The organism is Exiguobacterium sp. Leaf196 (assembly GCF_001423965.1).
Classification (GTDB): Bacteria; Bacillota; Bacilli; order Exiguobacteriales; family Exiguobacteriaceae; genus Exiguobacterium_A.
Map to the genome: position 1 here is coordinate 265243 of NZ_LMPV01000007.1, position 18346 is coordinate 283588.

The window sequence follows — 18346 nt, forward strand, 5'->3', positions numbered from 1 at the left end:
CTATTTCATCGACTGTTTGACGATCAACGTTTTTCCGTTTGGCTCTTGTTTGACGTGTTCGACTGGTTCAAGGACGATTTTCATGTCGGAGCCGAGTAACTTGCGCATCTCGTTCAAGAGAATCTGTTCGTGTCTTGGCTGGAATCGCTTGACGTCCGGAATATAGCGAAGCGTCACATGATTCAACGCGTGCTGCTCGACTTGGAGCCGTAAGACTGAGTTCGGCAGTTCCCGTGCGATGGTCGTGATATCTCCTTCGAAGACTTTACCGCGCTTCTCACTGACGATGTAGCTCGTTCCCCGTCCGTCGATCGAAGCGATGACGGGACCATTCAAACCGCAATTGCATGTCTCGTCACTAAGTGTCATCCGATCACCGATCCGGTAGCGAATCAGCGGTGTTCCGCGTGTCGTAAAACAGGTGACGATGACTTCTCCATCCTCTCCATACGGTTCGATGATGCCGGTTTCGTGATGCAGATGCAGTTTATGTTGGCGGCATTCCGAGATGATTGGTGCTCCTTCTGAGGAACCGTACTGATCGAAGACCGGGACACCGAACGCTTCCTCAAGAATGGAGCGCATCTCCTCGGTCACTGTTTCGGATGTCGGAAAAATGGCGATCAGTGGAATGTCTAGTCGAATATGGTGCTTTAGCATGTAGTGAGCGATTTCGACCATCGCCGTCGGTGTTCCATCGAGTGCTCGTGGTTGAAAACGATTCAGCTCTTCGAGATAGGCCAGGAAGTTCTCTTCTTTCAAATGAAAAATCGAGAGTAATAACTGATTGAGTGGTCGATTCATCCGCCAGAAGATGGGTTTTGTCTGATCGACGGCTGTCAGCGTCCGCCCGGTAAAGCTTGCCCGACGCATCCCGGCGCGGAAGCCGTGAAGTTCCTTGAAGTAATCAAGGTGTGCCATCCGTTCCTGAACATCCTCTCGCATGAAGGCGACTTGGAGTGACTTTCCGCTTGTTCCTCCTGTCCGTCCTCGGACCGGCGCATCGACACGGGACATGAATGCATCATTGTTTTGGCGAAGCGTCTCTTTTTCAAGGATCGGAATCGTCTGCAGCTGCTCAAGTGACGTAAACGGTAACTGGATATCATGTTCGTGAAAGAGTTGTGTGTAATACGGTGTATGCGTCACAACAAACGCGAGAAAGGCATTCAGACGTTCGAGCTGTTCCGCTTGATAATCCTGCGTCCGATCCTTCATCCGAAGTTCTTTCATCTTTTGCTCATAGAAGCGACCGTAGCGTTCTTGCATCAACTTCCGACCGTATAACGAGGTCAGCCAATTTTGGATGAAGATTGGAGAGCGATAGTAGAGATTCTCTTTAAGCGCCATCTTGGATTCCCTCCTTCATCAAGTAATGGTTCTCGTACCAGTCGATGAATGCATGGACGCCGGCTTCGACCGTCGTCTGTGGTCGGTAGCCGATCGTCTCGAATAGTGAGGAGACGTCGGCGAAACTTTCCGGGACGTCACCCGGTTGTAACGGCATCCCGTTTTTGATCGCCGTCTTACCGAGGCGTCGTTCAATCAAGGCGACGAATTCATTTAAGCGAATCGGGCTATGACTGCCGATGTTGTAGACGCGATACGGGACGTTACTACGGTCCGGTAAAGGATTGGACGCATCGAATGCTTGATCGATTTCCGGTTCAGTCTGGAACAGACGATAGATGCTTTCGATGATATCGTCGACGTAGGTGAAGTCCCGTCCCATCTCGCCGTAGTTGTAGAGATCAATCGGTTCGCCCTTCGCAATTGCCTCCGTGAACTTGAACAGTGCCATATCCGGGCGCCCCCATGGACCGTAGACGCTAAAGAAGCGAAGCCCTGTCGTCTTCATGCCGTAGAGACTGCTGTAGGTGTGTGCCATTAATTCGTTTGCTTTTTTCGAGGCGGCATAAAGACTTAGCGGATGGTCGACGGCATCCGTCGTCGCGAATGGCATCTTTGTATTCGATCCATAGACGGAACTCGATGAAGCGTAGATCAACTGCTCGACGGGATGATGGCGACAGGCTTCTAGAATCGAGAGAAAACCGACGATGTTTGATGTCATGTAGACATCGGGTCGGTCGATGCTATAGCGTACGCCTGCCTGCGCTGCCAAGTGGAGAACGAGATCAATTGATTCTTGTTCAAAGATTCGCGCGACGACTTCCGTCTCTTCGAGTGAGACCCGGTAAAATGTATAGTTCGTGCCGAGTTCAGCGAGCCGGGCTTCTTTTAACGTCGGGTCGTAATAGTCGTTCACTTCATCGAGTCCGATGACTCGGTAACCCTCCCGGATGAAACGACGTGCGGCATGAAATCCAATGAAGCCTGCGATACCAGTGATTAAGATCGTTTTATTCGGCACGGTGTTCGACCTCCTCGAAGTAGTGGCGCGCTTGCAGGCGCATGTAGTGAACGGATGTATAGACGATGAGTAACATCGGGAACAACTTATACCGGTGTCGAATGGCCGTTCCGACGTTGCCGGTTCCAAGACCGAAGATCAACGCGTTGAGTGCAAAAAGAAGGAAAAAGAAGAAGAGGACGCTGCCGAACGGATGCTGACGAATCAGTTTGAACGACCGAATGATGGCAAAACAACCGATGAAGTAGAAGATGGCGTCAAGGAAGAAAATCAGGATGTTCATGACACTCGACCACTGCCACGGGAATGGTGAGAACAGGAAGTAGATCATCCGGATCGGTGAGTAGAGAATCATGTCGCCTGGACCTGTCACCGTCAATCCATTCAAGTAAGCGGAGCCGCCACGGTCATAGCTCATCCCGCTGAACAACTGTCCGTTTTCCGATACGTGGGTGAACTTCGCGAACAAGACGTCTTGGAAGCTGTAGACGATGAAGCCGACGACGAGTACTTGGAAAATCAGTCGCTGTACCTTCGTCGGTTCAAAGTCCATGCGTCGTGTCTCATGGCTATAAAACGAGAAGTAGACGAGTAAGACGGCGATTCCAACGGCAAGACCGGAGTGGAACATCGTACTGACGAAGTAGCCGAGATACGCGAGAACCATATGTCTGCTGGACTTCTCTTCCGTCCAGCGGACCATGTAATAAAGCGTATAGACGATTCCAAGGGCGACGATCTGATCCCGTAAGAGAATCGGTGAGAGCAACAATCCTTGCGGGAAAAATGCGAAGACGAGTGTTGCACCGAAGACGTATCGTTCCGGTAAACGTAACCGTTGCAACGTCTTTGCTAGGATGACGACGGCGACGACGCCGAGGATGACGTTGAAGAACTGAGCAAGGATTCGTTCCGGTCCGAACATCAGATAGAAGATTCCGAGAAACTTGGAATAGGTGCCGCGGACGACATCATTGAAGGTCGACGGGTCGGTGAAGATTTGGACACCTTCGAGATGAAAGGCTTCCGTATCGTCCCCACTGTGCGGTGGTAAGCGGAACAATTCGAGATCGATGAACATCAAAACCAATCGGACGAAGAAAGCGGTGATGAAGACAAGATAGAGCGGCGTCGTCTCGGCTTGGCGGAGTAGGTAATAGAGAAACAACACCGAGTTGATGAGCAGCAAGGCGGTCACGTACGTGTCCGGGAAGAGCGACCGGGCGAATTGACAAACGAGCGCTTCAATGACGATGAGTAAGAGAATTGGTCGCATCTTCTTCCCTCCTTAACTGCTTTGTTCGACGACGAGGGCGACGTTTCGTGGATACAAGGAGCGATAGAGCGCGGGTAACAGTAGGACGATCTGAGTGACCGCGCAAAGTGTGTATGCAATCGTCGCTCCGTATAGTCCGTACAACGGAATCAAGAGGCTACAAGCGACGAGATTGACGACGACACTGCCGAAGATCGAGAGTGTTTGGATTCGAAACTGCTGGAAGCCGGTCAGTAGTGCTTGAATGACGGTCGAATTATAGAAGAACAACGACGCGACCATCATCAAGACGAAAATCAGATGATATTTGACGAACGACGCATTGTAGAAAATCGTCAAACCCCACTTTCCGAAGAAGATTGCTCCAAGAATCAGGAGGATCCCGACGACGTTCGTCATCAGTAACATCGACCGTGTCAGCTTGCGCAGTTCCGGTAAACTTTGGCGTTCACCAGTCTCTGACGAGAAGTTCGGCAATAAGACAGCAATCAAAGAGTGAATGAACAGACTACCGAGTACGAGTAGATAGGCAATGCTTGCATAATATCCGAGCTCTTCCGTTCCGATCGCATGTCCAACGAATAACCGTGGGATGTTTGCGTTCAAGGCGATCAGGAGAGCGACGAACCCGAGTGGCATCGCTTTGAGGAACAACTCCTTACCGGATCGATATCGTAAGTCAAGCGCTTGATTGTCAAAACCACGACCGACCCGGCGAATCGTCGGGAGATCGTAGACGAGTAACATGATCAAGTTACCAGTGATCAAGGCGATGACGAATCCCTGGATCGAATGGGTCGTAAAGAGGACGAGTGCTGCGCCTGAGACATTCAGGAGACTGCGAAAAATCTTCGAGATGGCGACTTCCTTGAAGGCAGTGTGTCCCTGTAAAAAGCCGTATCCGAGATCAGCGAACGACTCCATGTATTTATTGAGATAGACGAGTAACGTCAGCAATAAGATGTTCGCTTCACCGAAGAAATAATAGACACCAAGGAGGACGAACACACCTGCCGAGAGGAGCGAAAAACGGGTCTTGATGAAGAGCCAGAAGTTCGTCAGTCCAGCCCGTTCTGCCGTCAGGATCGTACTGGCATTCAGCCAACAGAACATGACGATTGGTGCGGTGATGGCAAGGGCGTAATTGAAGTAGCCGATATTGAGCGGCGTACTCCATTTGATCAGGAGCGTCAAAATCATCCATTGATGCAACGAATATGCTGTATCTGCAATGAAGATAAGATTGAAGCGAGACAGCCGAACCGTTTTCATCGTTCTCCCCCCTCTCTATTTACGAGCGATCCGCATCGTTGGTGCGACTGGATCGGCATCGGTCTCGTTCGTCGCTTCTAATAAATACTGGCGAAGTGTATCGTCCCGATCGAGCGCTTGGGCGATTTCACGCAAGTACGGATCGACGGAGCCGAAGGGGCGTGTCTTTCCGACGAGGATTTTATCGAAGACGAGTTCGTCATGCACCTCATCACGAGCGAGCAGTTCCTCGTAGAGTTTCTCCCCTTTTCGAATCCCGCTGTAGACGATCGGGATCTGTTCTTCCGTAAATCCACTCAAGTGAATCAAGTTTTTCGCAAGTGTCGTGATGTGAACCGGTTCACCCATATCGAGGACGAACACTTCGCCACCTTTTGCGAGGACACTCGCTTGAATGACGAGACGACTCGCTTCCGGAATCGTCATGAAGTAACGTGTCATCCGGGGATCGGTGATTGTGATCGGTCCACCTTTCGCGATTTGTTCCTTGAAAAGTGGGATGACGGAACCGCGGCTTCCGAGGACGTTGCCGAACCGGACGACGGCGAACGTCGTTTCGCTATTTCTTGCCATCTGTTGGATGACCATCTCTGCGATTCGTTTTGTCGCCCCCATCACACTCGTCGGGTTGACTGCCTTATCGGTCGAAATCATGACAAAGCGTTTGACTCCAGCCGCTTCTGCTGCTCGGGCGACGTTACGTGTTCCGTAAATATTATTCTTGACGGCTTCGCTCGGATTATCCTCCATCAGCGGGACGTGCTTATGGGCTGCCGCATGATAGACGAGGTCCGGTTCGAAGCGTCGCATGACTTCAAGCATCCGGTCACTGTCCTGTACATCGGCGATGACAGATTCGAACTGGATGTCCTGGCTGAGACACTCGAGTTCCCGGCGAATCAGGTAGATACTGTTTTCACCGTGTCCGAGAAGAATAAGTCGTTCAGGACGAAAACGAATCAGTTGCCGGCAAATCTCGGAACCGATTGATCCACCGGCACCGGTGACGAGAACAGTCGCTCCATGCACGCTTCGTTCGATTTCCGTGATATCAAGCTCGACTGGTTCCCGTCCGAGTAAATCAGCAATTGAGACTTCACGGATTTGTTGAATCGAGACCTTACCGGAAGCGAGCTCGACGAGCATCGGTAACGTATGCGCCTCGACTTGCGTCTGTTTAATTCGATTCAACAGTTCGATTCGTCGCGGATACGATAAGGATGGGATCGCGAGGACGACCGCTTCAATCTTTTGTTCCTCGATGATGCATTCAAGTTGCTCAATCGCTCCGATGACAGGAACACCGTGAATTCGCATCCCGCGTAGTTCAAGCGAGTCATCGAGTAATCCGACGACGTTTAAGATGTGCGATTTCTTTTGTTTCAGTTCTTTCGTGATCATCTGTCCGGAAGCTCCGGCACCGATGATTAGCGTCCGTTTGCCGAGCGTCTTATGCTCCGGAACGAGTCTGAGACTACGTCCACGAATCAACAACCGGACGAATAAGATACCGTTCAAGACGAGTCCTGTCTGCAAAAAGATCGCCCGTTCGACCGCAAAGTCGAACAACGCGTATTCAAGACCAAGTAAAACGAAACTACTGGCAAGGACGACGACGAGGAGAACGGCGAGATCGCGTAAACTCGCATAGCGCCAGATGATTTGATAGAAACGCATCCAATGAGCGACGAAGGTGAGGGCAATCCACTGGATGAGGGCGATTTCGAGCGCATCCTGTAACTCGAAATTGACGGTGAGATGGAGCGGATTAAAGAAGTAGAACGTTACTACGGTTGCGAGTGCGATGACTCCGGCGTCGATCAGGCGAAGGAGTCCAATCTTCAACTGCCGACGATACGGGGTAAGCGGGGAATGCTGCATGATGGTGTCTCCTCTCCTCTCTCATGAGTGCGTCCGGGGAATGACTTTCGGATAACTGTCGGTCGCTTCACGTGTCACTTCTTTTTTGCTTAATGAGCGCGAATAGACGATCAGGAGTCCGAGCATTAAACCAAGGACACCACCGATTCCCGTATTCATCAAAATGTTCGGGGATACGGGCTTCGTTGGAATTCGTGCACTGGAGAAGACTTCCGTCTTACTCGTGTTAATCAGTTGCGGGAGATAATCCTGGAAGACTTCCGTCATCGTATTTGCCTGAATGGCTGCCTGCTCCGCTGAACGATCCGTGATGGATAAGGCGATGACTTGCGAATCGAGATTACTCGAGACCGTCAGACGATCCGTCAAATCGAATAATCGCTTGTCGGTGACGTTCATCTTTTGGGCGACCTGATCGACGACCTCTGGGCTTCGCAAGATATCTTGATAGGTACTGACGAGTGTCGGCGTCGATGTCGCCTCTGCGTTTGCTTGAGGAACGACGAGGATGTAGGCCGTCGCTTCATATGTCTTCGGAATGACATACGTGCTGAGTGCATATCCGGCACCTGCGAAGAGCATCGTGAAGAGTGCCAGTAGCCACCAGCCGCGTCGGAGTGTCGTCAGATGATCTCCAAAGGTTTTTCTTTGATGCATCGAGCTCACTGTTGTTCACCTCTTTCTAGCTTGAGCGAATGGATGGACATTGGTTATGTCTACACCTTATTTCCAATCGAATTCCAAAACAATTAGAGCTTGGTGAAAATGATTATATTTTTTTCGGTAGCTATCTCGCTTGCGTGACGCAAGTTCACAGCAGGAATTCATGTCACAAAAAAAACGCGATTCACGAAAAAATGATTGCGTTTTTCTTAATATTTTTTCATTAATCTGCATGATTTTTTAAAAGATGAGGGTAAATACAAATTTGACGATTAAAAAGTATTTGAATCGGTAATAAGTCCTATATGAAGGGTGGATAGTCTTTAGAAATCATGTTAAAATCAGCCAATATACCCACATCGTTTACCTTATCCATCCTAGTCGTTTGGATCATGCTCGATGCTTGGATTCGTCCCCTATCCTTTACGGACGAAGTGTTACCGAAACAGTGGTCACTTTGGTTGCTTCCTGCCTACATCGTTCTGTTCAGTGTCTGTTGGTTCATCTTACGACCGTTCTATCGCGTCAATCGTACAAGTGGACATCAAATCGCATTTATTTTTCTGATTTATCTGACATTTCATATCGTATTTTTCTTTTTTAACGCGAATACGGATCGTGTTCTTGCTTCGCTTTACCTCATTTCGACTTGGCTTTTCGTCGGCATCGTCTCTTCGCTCTCACGTACATCGATCGATCAATGGCATCGTCTTCTGTATTACTTCCTTTACGGACAAGCCGTCTTTCTCGCTTCCTACGCACTCATCGTCTCGTTTGGCACAGAGTATGTTCCGGTCGAAAACCTACAATGGCTTCGAATCGGTCCTTTGTCGTTTCCTCAGCTGTATGTCGGAGAGCAAGGTTCATTCCTTCGCCTTGCTGGACTGATGAACAATCCGAATACGTTCGCAGCGTGGCTCGTTCCGGGAGGACTGCTTGCTTGGTTCTATCTACTGCGACAGTTTCCACGTCGGCAAAGTCTTCTGCACGCCGTTTTCTTACTCCTGATCGTCATTGCTTTGCTAAGGAGCGGTTCTCAGACAGGAATCTACTCCTTCGCCCTCTTGGCACTCTTGACGAGTATTCGAATGGTTCCAGGAACGAGACGCCGGATGCAGGTAGCTGCCTGTTATGTGACAGGAAGCCTGATCTTATTTGCCGTCTTCGCATTTCAAGGTCTGCTTCCCCGTTTGCTCAGTCTTAACGGACGATTTACGCTTTGGCAAGTAGGATGGCACGCTTCCGCTGACGCGCTCTGGTTCGGTCACGGGATTGGAAGTGCCCCGCGTGGACTGCAGGAACAACTCGGTGAACGGATTCTTTATACATTTCACAGCACACCGATCACGTTTCTCTACGAATTTGGTCTCATCGGTTGTCTGCTGTACGGTGCAGTCTTTCTGTATCTGTTTTATCGACTGCTTCGCATTCAGACGACGGATCTCGCTTTCCTCGCGCTTTTGCTAGCCAGTTGGCTCGGGTTACTCCAATTCACGGAAAGTGTTCTCGTCAGACCGAGTGGATTTTATTTCATTTGGCTCAGCCTTCTTGCTTATGCGTCGCTTCGTCAACTTCCACCTCACGACAGTACCCACACCTAGACGCACCTACACGAAAGGGGTATGACATCATGAAGAAATGGACAGAACAACAAGTCATCGATAGCCTGATCGAAGCTAGTATCGAATATCCCTCTCTCGACGCAAAGACGTATGCGCGCTGGTCGGTCGGAAAAGACATTCCATCGATCACGACGATCATCAATGTATTCGGCTCTTGGCGTGAAGCACTCCAAGCCGCTGGTCTCTCCTCGATCCGTCCGTATTTTTCAGATGAAGAGATTCTTGCTTTCATCAAGGAAGCATCGACACGTTTACATCCCTTCCATAGTAATAGCTACCGGGAGTGGGCAAAGGCAAAACACGGTCCATCCTTGACGCTGATAAACTTACGTTTCGGTTCTTGGTCACGTGCGCTTGAAGAAGCACAGATCGAGATGACACGCTCCATCTCGATGACGGAAGAACGGATCATCACTGCTTTACTTGAAGCTTCCGATGTTCTTCCACGTCTGACAACACAGACGTATGCGATTTGGGCACAGGAAAATGGACATCCGACAGTCGCGACGATTGCCCGTAAATATGGTTCGTGGGCAGATGCTCTCGCTTGCCTTGACATCGCTCCACCTCGCCGGAAATGGATCGAAGAAGATGTCCTTGAAGCACTGCGGCAGGCACAAGAAGAATTACCTTCTCTCAGCATCATTCATTATCGGAAATGGGCAGAAGGTCGCTCGGTTCCGAGCACCTCGACGATCAACGCCCTCTTCGGCAGCTGGACCTCCGCCGTGCAATGCCTCAAGCGTGCACGCGTTTCTCTTTCCTAATCCTTCTCTTCCATCTAAAAAAGGAGTGACCCGGTACATTACCGGATCACTCCTTTTTCGTGCGTATCATGATTTTTCGATCTGCTCAAGTAAAGATGCCGGCAATAGTGTCACCGTATCGTGCTTCAACAAATAGATGTCTTCCGTATACGCCCCGATTCGTCGAGGATTGCGTTGCCCGTGGAGATTGTTTCGGATCGCTTTCGGAAAATTGACCCCACATTCATAGGCATGAAGATACCCCCCACCAAATCGTGGATTGATTTCTGATAAGTAGAGCGTTCCGTCAACATCAAACAGATCAAAATCTAGTGGACCGACGAGACGAGTTCCCGCTAAGACCTGTTCAATCAATTCAAAGACGTCGTCGCGTTTGACGGAGCGACTCTTATCCGTTTCTCCTGCGCGCATGACGAGTTTCTCCTTAATGAAGATATCCGTCACTTCATGCGTCAGCCAATCGACATACACATCAACGCCAAGCTCTTGTCCTCTTAAGTATTCCTGAATCAATAAATTCGGATGGACAGCGAACAATCCTTCGACGACCTGAAGGGAGGAGACGGTTTGGACATGAAGACTAGCACTGCCGTTACGTGGTTTTACGAAGACTGGAAATGCGACTTCCCCTTGCGCAAGCGCATTTTTAAATGTGTCGAGCGTCGTGTATGTCCGTGCATGGGCAATCCCTTCCGTGACACAATACGTATACATAGCGTATTTATCAAAGCATAATTGGCACGCATCCATCGGTGAGACAAGGACCGTGACACCGATTGCTTCAAATCGTTCCGTTGCCCCTGCGAGCAACTCCAGTTCGGGATCGATCAATGACAACAGCGCCGTTACGCCTTCCCGCTGACACAACTCTAGTAGATGATCGATATACCCCGGTGCGTCGATGCGCGGGACAAGATGATGACGCTCCGTCATATAAAGACCCGGTGCAAGTGGATTACAATCCGCAGTACTGACGTGACCGTCCGGCATCTCACGGACGAAGTACTCGACCAGTTTCGTCCGGCGACCGACGCTTGTCATCAACAAATGAGCAGTCTTCATAGGGCAATCTCCTTCGTTAAAAGTGATGCCTTTTCTTTTCGTGCCAGAAAGAAAGACTTCCTGCTTGGCGCTGTACTTTTTTCCTACGAACGAGCAGATAACATCCGATTCCGATCAATGCTCCGGTTCCATCAAGTAGCACATCTTGGACGAGACCAGTCCGGTCACCCGTTAAAATTTGATGAAACTCATCAAACACAGCGATGGTGATTGCTAATGAGTAAGCGAACAAGACGGCAAGACCCGGTGTCAAACGACGACGCGTCAAATCAATCAAGCCGATACCTAATACGAGAAACGTCGAGACGTGCGCTGCTTTACGAATGAAAAATTCAATGAATCCACTGCGTCCGAGTGCCGCTACACTGACTTCTCCATGATATGAGAAGGAGATGAATCGCAGATGATCGACGAATCCTAATGGGATATAGCGAGATAGACCAGGTTTGATCGATTGCTCCTGATAGGGCATCGAACTTGAGATGAAGAGGATCAATAGGACGGCAAAGACGACATAGCCGGACCAGGTGATTTTTTTCATGAAGACACTCCCTTATTTGATATCACTTTAGAATAGCACGGACAGACACGATGGGCGATTTTCTCCAAAAACCAATTTCTATTTTAACCCAGTTCATTTTTTTAGTTTCCTTGAAAAACGATATTTTACATTTATAAGGTTTCTTTTATAATGAAAGTGGTTAATTAGTACTATAAAGAATGAGCTGAAGAATAGGAGTGGAGTGCCATGAATCGTGCACTAGGTAAAAAAATTATGCAATTGCGCAAACAACACAAGTATACTCAAAAATTTTTAGGTGAACGGTGTGGTGAATCAGCAACGGACATTTCCGCTTACGAACGTGGTCAGCGCATTCCTTCTGCTCAAGTTTTGGAACGATTGGCTCTTGCTTTAGAAACGACGATCATTGATCTCATCGATCCGAAGTATGTACAGCATCCTTCATTGAGTGAATTCATGCAACAAGCGCTTGAACCATCGCAACCGCTTGATCTAAAGCTCATTCTTGAAGATTTACTGGTTCATCTCAGCCTATCGAAGGAAATCTATTTTGATGGTCGACTCCTCTCATCACCTGTCCGGGATGAGATGGCAACGTCCATTGATCAGGCATTAAAGCGGGGTCTTTCTTCTATCGAAGCGTAAAAAGAGATCAAAATCAGTTGATTTTGATCTCTTTTTTCTTATTCTGTTTGGACGATATGATCGATGTACAATTGATTGTCGTCATATGTTGCTTCTAATAACTGACGAAAAAACGTGTTTTCATTTGTTTTCTCGGATACGAATATACGTGCGTAATGCTTATGCGCCTGCTCGAGTACAGTGAATTTCAAAGTACGAACAGGTGAAGAGAAAAACAATTGACGACCGGGATAACCAAAGGCGTCCGTCGCTTTCGATTCTTCTAAGAAATGAAAAGGTTCGTCTGGAAACAAGGTCTCAATGAACGATAGACAACTTTGTTGAAAGGTACTTCCGCTCTGATTTTCCATGATACATCCGGCTCCTCTTTCTTATGATGTACTTTGAATCATGCAAAGGAAACTACTGTATCTCATTACCCGGTCTTTAGACCTATTCAAACCAATATATTACATATGTTTTTCATTTTATTATTACATTATATTTTGCATTTATTGTTTTTCGAACTCTAATACCATCATTGTCTTTCCTTCATATAGAAATTGTCCATGATAACGCGATAAGGTTGCAAATTCAAACAGCGTTTTTGGTTCGTATAGATATTCGACCGCATAACTGACTTTTTCCTCTTGTCCGGATTTGAGATAAGCGTTGAACAAGAGACGTTCCCCATCGATGTGATAGCCATAGAAAAGTAATGTCTTTTGAAAGCGTCGTGTCGCAATCGGATGGACAATTGATTTTAGGTGATCGATGTGATATAAGGACACGAGCAAGCGTCCGCTCGGTCGTAGCAACTGACGGATGTTTCGGAAGAACAACAGTAATTCCCCGCGCGTATAACGTAAAATCGTCGTTCCCGGTAAGATGATTCGATCAAAATACTCAGGTCCGACGACGTCCGTCACGTCATGACTCCATCCATAAACCTTATGCTGATACTCCTCCGCGATTTGCTTCGTCCGCGAAGCTTCCGGTTCAATCAGATAAAGGTCATACCCCTCGTCCGACAAAAGATTAAACAGGGATGGATCAAACGTTCCGTAAAATAGGATCCGCTCTCCTTTTTGTAGATAACGTCGATAGAGCATCAACTCATCGACTTCATTTAACTGTTGTGCTTCTTGGTACAATCGACCAAATCGTTCATCTGCCTGTACATGATCGAGCACTTGGACGCGGGAGTAGCTACCTTTACGCAAAAACGGACCAAATAAGACCTCACCCATGATACATCAACTCCTTGTAATGCTGAATTGCTTCCGCATAGTCTGCACCGAGTCGTTCTGGCAACACGTCGAATTGTTCCTTTTGATCCGCTTCTAAAATCCAGAGGAATGCTTCGTTCGTCTCGAACAGGCGTAACGTCGTTCGATCGAACGCAAAACACCCTTCCTCATTTTGAATGCCGATCAATGTTAACGGTCCAATCCGTCCAGATGTCCGGGGTAATTCAAGATCCGAGTAAGGGGTGATGAAACGGCTCGTCCCTTGAAACGACCCTGCCAGTTGATACAACAACGGAAACAACTCCAGTTCCGTTTGCGACGCGAGCGCCTCTGGTTGAGGTTGCTGTTCTCGAAGACATTCAATATCGCTTGAAATATCCGCACTCAACTGAATCGTTTTTTGTCGATCAGCGTAAATCCCATCCGCAAAAAAGAACAGGCGATGCGAGACGCGTAATCCGCTTAATGTCGCATAATCGAGAATCCCCATCGATTGATCGTTTTGAATGCGCCCCGTTTGCTGCCAGTCTTGTAACCGCTCCGCAAGGGCATCGCGAGATAAAATCGTCAGCTGTGACGCAAGTGACGGAGATAAACCATCTGAGAATGTCAACAAAATTGGGGTCCGACTCATCAGCTCGATGATCGGCAGATCGTGCCGCATCGGATGATCAAAATAGATGACACTATTGATCGTCATCATTTGAAAACTGTCTACTGGAATCCGGTCCAACAATGAGCTGTCCTCGATGTAGACATGACGCAGCGGTTGTGGATGGTGCGGCACGGATGCGGGATAGACACCCGTCATCAACGAAAGGAGAGCATGATAGACAGCCGGAACGGATGCCGAAACCGGCATCTCTTCCTGCGGTAAGAAGAGACCGTTTAGGAAATCCGGTTGACCGAACAGAACCTCCCCGTTCTGCCGGATCAAATGAAACTGGACGTGTAGCATCTCGTGTTGCAAATAGGCGACGAGACGCAACGTACGCTCCCCTTCTCCTTGGAGGACGAAGACATAGTGCTCATATTCCTGAAAATCCATGTAATCCAGTAAATCATGAAACGTATGCGTATCATAATCAAAGGCATCGATTGAAATACGATGTGTCTCACAAAAAGTCTGCATCGCGGTAGATGGCAAGGAACGTTGTAACCAGCCGTCTTGTTCCGATAAAAGTGATAATCCGATCATGTCCTCTCTCCTTTCTCGTCAAGTGATTGAAAAAAGGGCTTCATTCTCTACGATCCGAATGAAGTCCTTTTTGTGTGTATTAAGCCGATTTGATACTTGCTTTTGGTTTCGTATTAGTCCGGCCCATTTCCCGATGAGCGAGGGGGGCGACGGAGACGGTAGCAGGATTAAGACACCAAGCGCATGAAGTCATGTTACGTCGCGTTTCTTTTAATATGAGTGTCATGGTTGTACCCCTTTCTGAATCAAGTGAGATGGTCGTTGAAACATTGATACGAAATCAAGTAAATCAGTGGTATCCCGTTCCATTCGCTTCTATAATAGAAATTGGTACCCTGTACCAGTTCAATCTTCACGAAAGGACGAGGAGCCGATGGATCAATTCATGTCACCGCAAATCGGCTTAGCATTACGCCGACTGCGAAAGAAACATAATCTGACACAAAAAGATTTAGCAAACGGAATTTGCAGTCAAGCTGAGATCAGCAAGATCGAGAGTGGTACGCATTCGCCGACAGTCGAATTATTGTATGCTTTATCAAAGCGATTACAAGTTCCATTGTCAGCGTTCTTAGATCCTACAAATCAACAAACGAATTTACGAACGATTGACGAAGAATTACTTTATAAATTTAGAAATCAGGACTTTGAAGGCATTTATAAACAAAGTAAAGTCGCACTATCTAACGCTAATACTTCATTTGAACATTCATTATTATATAAATATTATTTCTTCATTTGCTCGTATCGACTAGGAAAAATCGATTACCGTACATGTATAGTAGAGCTCCAAAATCTATCTAATGAATACTCCACTTCATATTATTCACCAAATATGCTAATCCGAATTAAATCTGCGATTGCGAATCTGTATTCTGAAAATAGAAGTTTTCAATACAGTATCAATGTTTATGAAGAAATATTAAATCTCAACTTTGACAATGATGATTTAATCGTCGATCGAATTAGAATTTCGTATAATTTTTCAAAGATTCTTTTAGAATTTCAAAAACATAATCGAGCACTTACTATAATTGATGAAGCAATTGAAACAAGCTTAAAATTTAAAGATATGTCGTTACTCGGACAATTGTACTCTCAAAGAGCTGCTTGTTTAGATAAATTAGGTGCTCCATCACAAGAAATTATTAGAACTTTTGATAAATCATATTTTTTGTTTGAATTATTAGGAATGAAAGAGTATCAAAAAATTATTAAAACGATGAAAGAAGAATATCTAGCCAAATAGCTGTATCAATGTACGAATTTCAATTATGCTCGTTTTACTGCGTACTCAAGTGGAATTCCATCAATAGCCACATCCGTTTTTTGTGAATACTCTAAAGGCAATCCTTTGATCGCTACATCGAAAGCTGGAGCATACTCAAGTGGTAATCCTTTGATCGCTAGGTCTGTTCTTTCTGAATACTCGAGTGGCAGTCCTTTAATCGCTAGGTCTGTTCTTTCTGAGTACTCGAGTGGCAATCCTTTGATCGCTACATTAGTTTCAAGCTGACTAGCAACGCCAGCACCAACAGTAACAGACAATGATAAAGCTGCAATCGCTAAACCTAATTTCTTTTTCAAGTTCATTTAAATAACCTCCTAATTTTTTTCGTATGGCTTCGTAACAACATCATATAACCTTAGACCCCCTCTGAATATTCGAATACGAATATTTATGGTATTTTACACATTATTTTCACTTTCTATTACTTTTGGCGCGGGTCATATGTCCCGAATACTGCATTTTTTTTACAAATCATCCATCAATATGTCGAACTTGTGTATGAAAATAGATTTTTCTGAATATTTAACTATGATAAAATTTCGTAACAGACAAAAAGAGAGCTAGTCCAACTCATACGAGTCGAACCAGCTCTCTTTATTTTGATGATTGTCGTAACGCGATGACATAAAATATACCGAGTATGAGAATCACACCTAGTAGTATTGAACTAATTGTTGTCCGAGTCGACGTATCCGGCATCCATATCCCAAGTCCTAAATTGATTGCTGCGATAATTAGGACGAGCCAAACGATCGTACGTGGTCGCATACCGATCTCCTTCCTGGTCTCCTCTGCCGTCCGCTCACCGAATATGCTATGGTGACAATAACAAAGGAGGTTCTGTTCATGAATAGACTTGCAGTGTTTTGTGGTTCTAAAGATGGCGCGCATCACGTCTTTCGCGAGGCTGCCGGGAAGCTTGGTCAAGCGCTCGCCGCACGCGACATCGGACTCGTATACGGCGGTTCCCGCGTTGGAACGATGGGAGCTGTCGCGGACGCTACGCTTGCAGCTCAAGGTCAAGCGATCGGTGTCCTCCCCCACTTTCTACAAGAAAAGGAATTAGCACACCCAGGACTGACTGAATTGCATCTCGTCCAATCGATGCACGAGCGGAAAGCAAAGATGTCAGAGCTTGCCGATGGCTTCATTATTCTTCCTGGCGGACCCGGAACGATGGAAGAGTTTTTCGAAGTCTTCACGTGGGCCCAACTCGGTCTGCATGAAAAACCGTGCGGTGTACTCAACATTGACGGGTACTATGACCCCTTGATTGCCCTGTTCGACACGATGGAACGTCAAGGATTCTTGATTCCCGAACACCGAGCGATGCTGATCGTCGAATCGGATCCGGATCGTCTCTTAGAACGCTTCGCCACATATGAAGCACCACGCGTCAAAACGTATATGGATCGCTCACAAACCTGATGAAAGCGGAGTCCTCGACTCCGTTTTTTTTTGATGAATTCGCATACTCTTCCGATATTTCTTCTCTCACTTACTAGTTTTCTCCACTCCGTTTCAGGATTCCTACTCCTTTGGCACAAAAAAACCAGATGCACAGAGGCATCTGGTAAAACGTTAGAAGAACTTCATGATTGCGTCGCTAAGATTCGTCAAAGACGGTGTCTCGTCAATGACCATCAAACTACCTGCCGCAATCGCGAGTAATCCGAGACCTGATAAAATCCAGCCAGGATGTTTTACGTTGACGTCAGCATCGACGTTTTCTTTTCCGGACCGCGCATTCGCTGCTTGTTCCTTCAAGCGATCGCGACGGTACTGGTGTTGTTCCTCTTTAGACCATTTCTTATATTCTGCGAGGAACTTCTTATATTCTGGTAAGACATCCTTCGTCGTCCCGTCGAGTCGAACTTGACCGTATTCGAGCCAGACGACACGCTCACAGAAACTCTTGATTTGTGAGAGCGAGTGACTGACGAAGATGATCGTCTTGCCTTCGTCTTTGAATTCGTTCATCTTATCGATACAACGGTTATAGAAGGTTTGGTCACCGACCGATAATGCTTCATCGACGATCAAGATGTCGGCATCGACATTGACGGCGATTGCGAAGCCAAGTCGTGACTTCATCCCACTCGAGTATTTCTTGATTGGCTGATCAATGAAGTCACCGATATCGGCGAAATCGATGATTCCAGGCATCCGACGCTCGATCTCCGCGTCGTCCATCCCAAGCAGGAGACATTTCAAGCGAATGTTCTCACGTCCTGTCAGCACGTTCTTCAATCCTTGGGATACGGCGATGATCGCGACTTCTCCGTTGATCGCGACGTTTCCTTCGTTCGCGTAGATGATCCCTGAAATCAGGTTCGAGAGCGTCGATTTACCCGAACCGTTGATTCCGACGAGACCGACGACTTCTCCTTTTCCGATCTCAAGTGAGATATCGCGTAAAGCTGTAAATGTTTTAACGCTCTTGCTTTGATTCTTGAACAAGAGCTTGAATTTTTCTTTCGTAGTCGTGACCATGTCGAAGCGTTTCGTGACATGGTCGAGTTTAATCATAGACATGGCGATTT

The 18346-nt window shown here is 47.2% G+C and carries 20 protein-coding genes; 5 read left to right on the forward strand and 15 right to left on the reverse strand.

Translation table 11 applies throughout. The features are described from left to right. The 6 genes from ASG02_RS10610 to ASG02_RS10635 are packed head-to-tail and all read right to left on the reverse strand — an operon-like array spanning nucleotide 1 to nucleotide 7460. Complete coding sequence (locus ASG02_RS10610) at nucleotides 1-1350, reverse strand: phenylacetate--CoA ligase family protein (RefSeq protein WP_056063265.1); 1350 nt, start codon at nucleotides 1348-1350, stop codon at nucleotides 1-3. Beyond that, entirely contained in the window at nucleotides 1340-2374 is a 1035-nt protein-coding gene (locus ASG02_RS10615) for an NAD-dependent epimerase (protein ID WP_056063266.1), read from the reverse strand. The genes ASG02_RS10610 and ASG02_RS10615 overlap by 11 nt, the downstream gene beginning before the upstream one ends. Continuing rightward, on the reverse strand, nucleotides 2364-3650 hold the full coding sequence (locus ASG02_RS10620; RefSeq protein ID WP_056063269.1) for a hypothetical protein: 1287 nt from the start codon (nucleotides 3648-3650) through the stop codon (nucleotides 2364-2366). Before ASG02_RS10620 ends, ASG02_RS10615 begins: the two co-directional genes overlap by 11 nt. A 12-nt stretch (nucleotides 3651-3662) precedes the next feature. Further along, a complete protein-coding gene (locus tag ASG02_RS10625; protein WP_056063271.1) occupies nucleotides 3663-4922 on the reverse strand; it encodes an oligosaccharide flippase family protein in 1260 nt (419 codons plus the stop codon). Nucleotides 4923-4937: 15 nt separating this feature from the next. Continuing rightward, nucleotides 4938-6803: a nucleoside-diphosphate sugar epimerase/dehydratase gene (locus ASG02_RS10630; RefSeq protein WP_056063273.1), complete on the reverse strand. Its 1866-nt coding sequence runs from the start codon at nucleotides 6801-6803 to the stop codon at nucleotides 4938-4940. A gap of 21 nt (nucleotides 6804-6824) precedes the next feature. Next, entirely contained in the window at nucleotides 6825-7460 is a 636-nt protein-coding gene (locus tag ASG02_RS10635; protein ID WP_231496901.1) for a YveK family protein, read from the reverse strand. A 338-nt stretch (nucleotides 7461-7798) separates the two neighbouring features. On the opposite strand from ASG02_RS10635, the gene ASG02_RS10640 reads away from it, so the two are divergent. Next, on the forward strand, nucleotides 7799-9067 hold the full coding sequence (locus ASG02_RS10640) for an O-antigen ligase (RefSeq protein ID WP_056063276.1): 1269 nt from the start codon (nucleotides 7799-7801) through the stop codon (nucleotides 9065-9067). A 29-nt stretch (nucleotides 9068-9096) separates the two neighbouring features. Continuing rightward, nucleotides 9097-9855, forward strand: coding sequence for a homing endonuclease associated repeat-containing protein (locus ASG02_RS10645; RefSeq protein WP_056063279.1), 759 nt, complete (start codon nucleotides 9097-9099; stop codon nucleotides 9853-9855). Between the two features lie 66 nt (nucleotides 9856-9921). Here ASG02_RS10645 and ASG02_RS10650 read toward each other — a convergent pair whose 3' ends face one another. Next, nucleotides 9922-10917 (reverse strand): ATP-grasp domain-containing protein, encoded by a 996-nt coding sequence (locus ASG02_RS10650; protein ID WP_056063282.1) that lies wholly within the window; start codon nucleotides 10915-10917, stop codon nucleotides 9922-9924. A gap of 16 nt (nucleotides 10918-10933) precedes the next feature. Beyond that, entirely contained in the window at nucleotides 10934-11458 is a 525-nt protein-coding gene (locus ASG02_RS10655) for a VanZ family protein (protein ID WP_056063286.1), read from the reverse strand. A 207-nt stretch (nucleotides 11459-11665) separates the two neighbouring features. Between ASG02_RS10655 and ASG02_RS10660 the strand changes: the two genes are divergently transcribed. Next, nucleotides 11666-12085, forward strand: a complete 420-nt coding sequence (locus ASG02_RS10660; protein WP_056063289.1) for a helix-turn-helix domain-containing protein — start codon at nucleotides 11666-11668, stop codon at nucleotides 12083-12085. A 38-nt stretch (nucleotides 12086-12123) separates the two neighbouring features. Here ASG02_RS10660 and ASG02_RS10665 read toward each other — a convergent pair whose 3' ends face one another. The 4 genes from ASG02_RS10665 to ASG02_RS15610 form a co-directional block, all read right to left on the reverse strand. Continuing rightward, a complete protein-coding gene (locus tag ASG02_RS10665; RefSeq protein WP_056063292.1) occupies nucleotides 12124-12435 on the reverse strand; it encodes a hypothetical protein in 312 nt (103 codons plus the stop codon). A 141-nt stretch (nucleotides 12436-12576) separates the two neighbouring features. Further along, a complete protein-coding gene (locus ASG02_RS10670; protein WP_056063295.1) occupies nucleotides 12577-13314 on the reverse strand; it encodes a hypothetical protein in 738 nt (245 codons plus the stop codon). After that, complete coding sequence (locus tag ASG02_RS10675; RefSeq protein WP_056063299.1) at nucleotides 13307-14512, reverse strand: hypothetical protein; 1206 nt, start codon at nucleotides 14510-14512, stop codon at nucleotides 13307-13309. Before ASG02_RS10675 ends, ASG02_RS10670 begins: the two co-directional genes overlap by 8 nt. Before the next feature lie 79 nt (nucleotides 14513-14591). After that, on the reverse strand, nucleotides 14592-14738 hold the full coding sequence (locus ASG02_RS15610; RefSeq protein WP_156359004.1) for a hypothetical protein: 147 nt from the start codon (nucleotides 14736-14738) through the stop codon (nucleotides 14592-14594). Between the two features lie 147 nt (nucleotides 14739-14885). On the opposite strand from ASG02_RS15610, the gene ASG02_RS10680 reads away from it, so the two are divergent. Continuing rightward, nucleotides 14886-15761 carry a helix-turn-helix domain-containing protein gene (locus ASG02_RS10680; RefSeq protein WP_056063302.1) on the forward strand — a complete coding sequence of 292 codons (876 nt, stop codon included), beginning with the start codon at nucleotides 14886-14888 and terminating at the stop codon, nucleotides 15759-15761. Nucleotides 15762-15784: 23 nt separating this feature from the next. Here ASG02_RS10680 and ASG02_RS10685 read toward each other — a convergent pair whose 3' ends face one another. Further along, nucleotides 15785-16105 carry a hypothetical protein gene (locus ASG02_RS10685; RefSeq protein ID WP_056063305.1) on the reverse strand — a complete coding sequence of 107 codons (321 nt, stop codon included), beginning with the start codon at nucleotides 16103-16105 and terminating at the stop codon, nucleotides 15785-15787. A gap of 292 nt (nucleotides 16106-16397) precedes the next feature. Beyond that, the gene (locus tag ASG02_RS15715) at nucleotides 16398-16571 is read right to left on the reverse strand and encodes a hypothetical protein (RefSeq protein ID WP_200934380.1); all 174 of its coding nucleotides are present in this window, start codon (nucleotides 16569-16571) and stop codon (nucleotides 16398-16400) included. A 78-nt stretch (nucleotides 16572-16649) separates the two neighbouring features. Between ASG02_RS15715 and ASG02_RS10690 the strand changes: the two genes are divergently transcribed. Next, a complete protein-coding gene (locus ASG02_RS10690) occupies nucleotides 16650-17231 on the forward strand; it encodes a TIGR00730 family Rossman fold protein (RefSeq protein ID WP_056063306.1) in 582 nt (193 codons plus the stop codon). A 153-nt stretch (nucleotides 17232-17384) separates the two neighbouring features. Here ASG02_RS10690 and ASG02_RS10695 read toward each other — a convergent pair whose 3' ends face one another. Next, nucleotides 17385-18338: an ABC transporter ATP-binding protein gene (locus tag ASG02_RS10695; protein WP_035410435.1), complete on the reverse strand. Its 954-nt coding sequence runs from the start codon at nucleotides 18336-18338 to the stop codon at nucleotides 17385-17387. Nucleotides 18339-18346: the final 8 nt, after the last annotated feature.

Coding starts and splice junctions, on each gene's coding strand:
- ASG02_RS10620 (WP_056063269.1), bottom strand. CDS start 3,650: ATGCGACCAATTCTCTTACTCATCGTCATTGAAGCGCTCGTTTGTCAA.
- ASG02_RS10675 (WP_056063299.1), bottom strand. CDS start 14,512: ATGATCGGATTATCACTTTTATCGGAACAAGACGGCTGGTTACAACGT.
- ASG02_RS10650 (WP_056063282.1), bottom strand. CDS start 10,917: ATGAAGACTGCTCATTTGTTGATGACAAGCGTCGGTCGCCGGACGAAA.
- ASG02_RS10655 (WP_056063286.1), bottom strand. CDS start 11,458: ATGAAAAAAATCACCTGGTCCGGCTATGTCGTCTTTGCCGTCCTATTG.
- ASG02_RS10680 (WP_056063302.1), top strand. CDS start 14,886: ATGGATCAATTCATGTCACCGCAAATCGGCTTAGCATTACGCCGACTG.
- ASG02_RS10635 (WP_231496901.1), bottom strand. CDS start 7,460: ATGCATCAAAGAAAAACCTTTGGAGATCATCTGACGACACTCCGACGC.
- ASG02_RS10625 (WP_056063271.1), bottom strand. CDS start 4,922: ATGAAAACGGTTCGGCTGTCTCGCTTCAATCTTATCTTCATTGCAGAT.
- ASG02_RS15610 (WP_156359004.1), bottom strand. CDS start 14,738: ATGACACTCATATTAAAAGAAACGCGACGTAACATGACTTCATGCGCT.
- ASG02_RS10660 (WP_056063289.1), top strand. CDS start 11,666: ATGAATCGTGCACTAGGTAAAAAAATTATGCAATTGCGCAAACAACAC.
- ASG02_RS10670 (WP_056063295.1), bottom strand. CDS start 13,314: ATGGGTGAGGTCTTATTTGGTCCGTTTTTGCGTAAAGGTAGCTACTCC.
- ASG02_RS10690 (WP_056063306.1), top strand. CDS start 16,650: ATGAATAGACTTGCAGTGTTTTGTGGTTCTAAAGATGGCGCGCATCAC.
- ASG02_RS10665 (WP_056063292.1), bottom strand. CDS start 12,435: ATGGAAAATCAGAGCGGAAGTACCTTTCAACAAAGTTGTCTATCGTTC.
- ASG02_RS10685 (WP_056063305.1), bottom strand. CDS start 16,105: ATGAACTTGAAAAAGAAATTAGGTTTAGCGATTGCAGCTTTATCATTG.
- ASG02_RS10630 (WP_056063273.1), bottom strand. CDS start 6,803: ATGCAGCATTCCCCGCTTACCCCGTATCGTCGGCAGTTGAAGATTGGA.
- ASG02_RS15715 (WP_200934380.1), bottom strand. CDS start 16,571: ATGCGACCACGTACGATCGTTTGGCTCGTCCTAATTATCGCAGCAATC.
- ASG02_RS10695 (WP_035410435.1), bottom strand. CDS start 18,338: ATGTCTATGATTAAACTCGACCATGTCACGAAACGCTTCGACATGGTC.
- ASG02_RS10645 (WP_056063279.1), top strand. CDS start 9,097: ATGAAGAAATGGACAGAACAACAAGTCATCGATAGCCTGATCGAAGCT.
- ASG02_RS10610 (WP_056063265.1), bottom strand. CDS start 1,350: ATGGCGCTTAAAGAGAATCTCTACTATCGCTCTCCAATCTTCATCCAA.
- ASG02_RS10640 (WP_056063276.1), top strand. CDS start 7,799: ATGTTAAAATCAGCCAATATACCCACATCGTTTACCTTATCCATCCTA.